At 45.0% G+C, this 2114-nt stretch carries 3 protein-coding genes; 2 read left to right on the forward strand and 1 reads right to left on the reverse strand.

The features are described 5' to 3' along the window. Positions 1-115: 115 nt before the first annotated feature. A complete protein-coding gene (locus QZ998_RS15320; protein ID WP_296561712.1) occupies positions 116-1477 on the reverse strand; it encodes a UbiD family decarboxylase in 1362 nt (453 codons plus the stop codon). Positions 1478-1505: 28 nt separating this feature from the next. On the opposite strand from QZ998_RS15320, the gene QZ998_RS15325 reads away from it, so the two are divergent. Next, positions 1506-1796: a hypothetical protein gene (locus QZ998_RS15325; RefSeq protein WP_296561713.1), complete on the forward strand. Its 291-nt coding sequence runs from the start codon at positions 1506-1508 to the stop codon at positions 1794-1796. Between the two features lie 74 nt (positions 1797-1870). After that, on the forward strand, positions 1871-2114 hold a 244-nt coding region (locus tag QZ998_RS15330; RefSeq protein WP_296561714.1), incomplete at its 3' end, for an S-adenosylmethionine synthetase N-terminal domain-containing protein.

The raw sequence follows: 2114 nt of genomic DNA on the forward strand, positions 1-2114 counted from the left end.
GCCTGTCCGAATCCGCAGCGAACAACAGATTAACAATTGGTCGGTACGGTAGTTGGGTGTTAACCAATTGCTCTAAAACAAACTACTGGCGCTATGACGATCAACCAAAAATCCGCTATTTTACGTATTTAAATAAGCGCTTGATATCTTCAATAACATTTTCGTCGATATCGATTTTTGGTGAGTAGCCACTGAGCGGTTTGGTGGCATCGATGCCCATTTTGGCGGTAAGGCCATCATCGCCGGTGGAAGGATCGAGGGTTTCGCCCATCATATTTGGGAAGATCATCACGCCCTTGTCGGCCTGGAGCCGAGTAGCCATGGCCCACAGCACTTCCTGTTCGTTGAAGACATCGACATCCTCATCCACAACAATCACCATTTTGATATGATGGTCCATTCCGAGTGCAGTTAAAATAACCTGTTGCGCCTGGCCTTCGGCGGTTTTCTTCATCGACACATAACAATGGAAAATGCCGCAGGAGGATAGTGGCGAATGAACGGCCTTGATGTTTGGCAGATTCTGTTTTAAAAATTTGGTAATATCCCCTTCCCGCTGGATTGAGACAATGGTAATGTGTTCGCTGCTCATGGCCGGGGTAATATCGTGGAAAATTGGCTTTTCCCGGTAGCGGATGGCATTGACCTGGAAGACATTTTCGGTGCTGCGGAAGCAGGCGTAATTGGTGTATTCGGCAAAAGGACCTTCCGGTTCCCGAACATTGCAGAGGACTTCCCCTTCCAGGACAATTTCAGCATAAGTCGGTACATTGAGGTCAATGGTGGCACAGGGTGAGACTTCCAGCGGTTCCCCGAATAATCCGCCAATAGCACCGTATTTTCCCAAATGATAGGGTATTGAAGCTTGCGAACCCAAAGCAATATTGGGATGAAGGCCAATACAAATGGCGGCTTTCATATTTTCGCCCCGTTCTTCACTCTTTCTGAAAAATTCCCACATCCGCTGACGGGAGTGGAAGGAAATCCCCAACTTATTTTTTCCTTTCAACTGCAGCCGATGAAAACCCAGCGTTTCTGCCCCGGTTTCGGGATCTTTGGCGACCGTCAGCCCCGAGGTAATATAGGGACCGGCATCGATGGGAAAATGGGTGATGATCGGCAGCTTTGTTAAATCGACATCATCACCAGTAATCAAATGGGCATTGCAGGGTGGGTTTTCGACGATTTTGAGATCATCAAAGCGATTCTTGATCCGTTCAGCAAACTCAAAGGACAGATCTTCGGTTTTAACGCCCATGGCTCTGGCAAACCGGTCTTTGGTACCAAGAATATTGGTCACCACCGGAATATCGCCGCCATCCACCTGATCAAACCACATCACCGGATATTTCCGCTGTTTTTCCAGCTCCATCATCAAGGTGCTGATTTCATATTCCCGCTTGACAGGTTCTGTCACATGACAGATTTCCCCATCTTTATCCAATTGTTCTAAAAACACCCGTAAATCCTGACTCATCTTTGACTTCTCCTTAATTGTGATCTTATTGACTACTTATAAAACTACAAATTGCTTTGGCACCTGTTTACCAACAGATACCAAAGCACTTAATTTTTCTTATTTTTTGGTCACATTAAAATTGATGGCAAAACACAAACGTAGTATCGACAATTTTTATATCATGTTGTTTGCATCAGGGCGAACAGGCAATCCCCTGTCTGATCCTGCGCGCAGGCAACGAGCCAATCACAAGCTTGCTTGTAGTTGGCGACTGCCCGCGACCAATGCGAAAGGAGCAAAGCGGATTTCGCATGGTGCAGCAAACAACATGATATAAAAATTGTCGATACTACGTTTGTGTTTTGCCATCAATTTTAATGTGACCAAATCAGTGATGCAATACTAGATGCTATCCTAGAACAAGACCAAACAGCAAGAGTCGCAGTTGAAACAGCAATCAAGGATGACTTAGTGGTTATCTTTGGTGAAGTGACAACTACTGCTGATGTTCAATACTCTGAAATTGCGAAACGAGTACTCAAAGAAATAGGGTATATGGAAGAGTTTTGTATATTAGAAAAGTTATCCAAACAATCTCCAGACATTGCACAAGGTGTTAATGAAACCTTAGATCATCAACAAGGTGCTGGTGATC

Origin of the sequence: uncultured Acetobacterium sp., assembly GCF_927416815.1 — a bacterium.
GTDB lineage: Bacteria > Bacillota > Clostridia > Eubacteriales > Eubacteriaceae > Acetobacterium.

What these genes read in the sequence shown, in the direction of transcription:
- QZ998_RS15320 (WP_296561712.1), bottom strand. Translation starts at nt 1,477, where the DNA reads ATGAGTCAGGATTTACGGGTGTTTTTAGAACAATTGGATAAAGATGGG.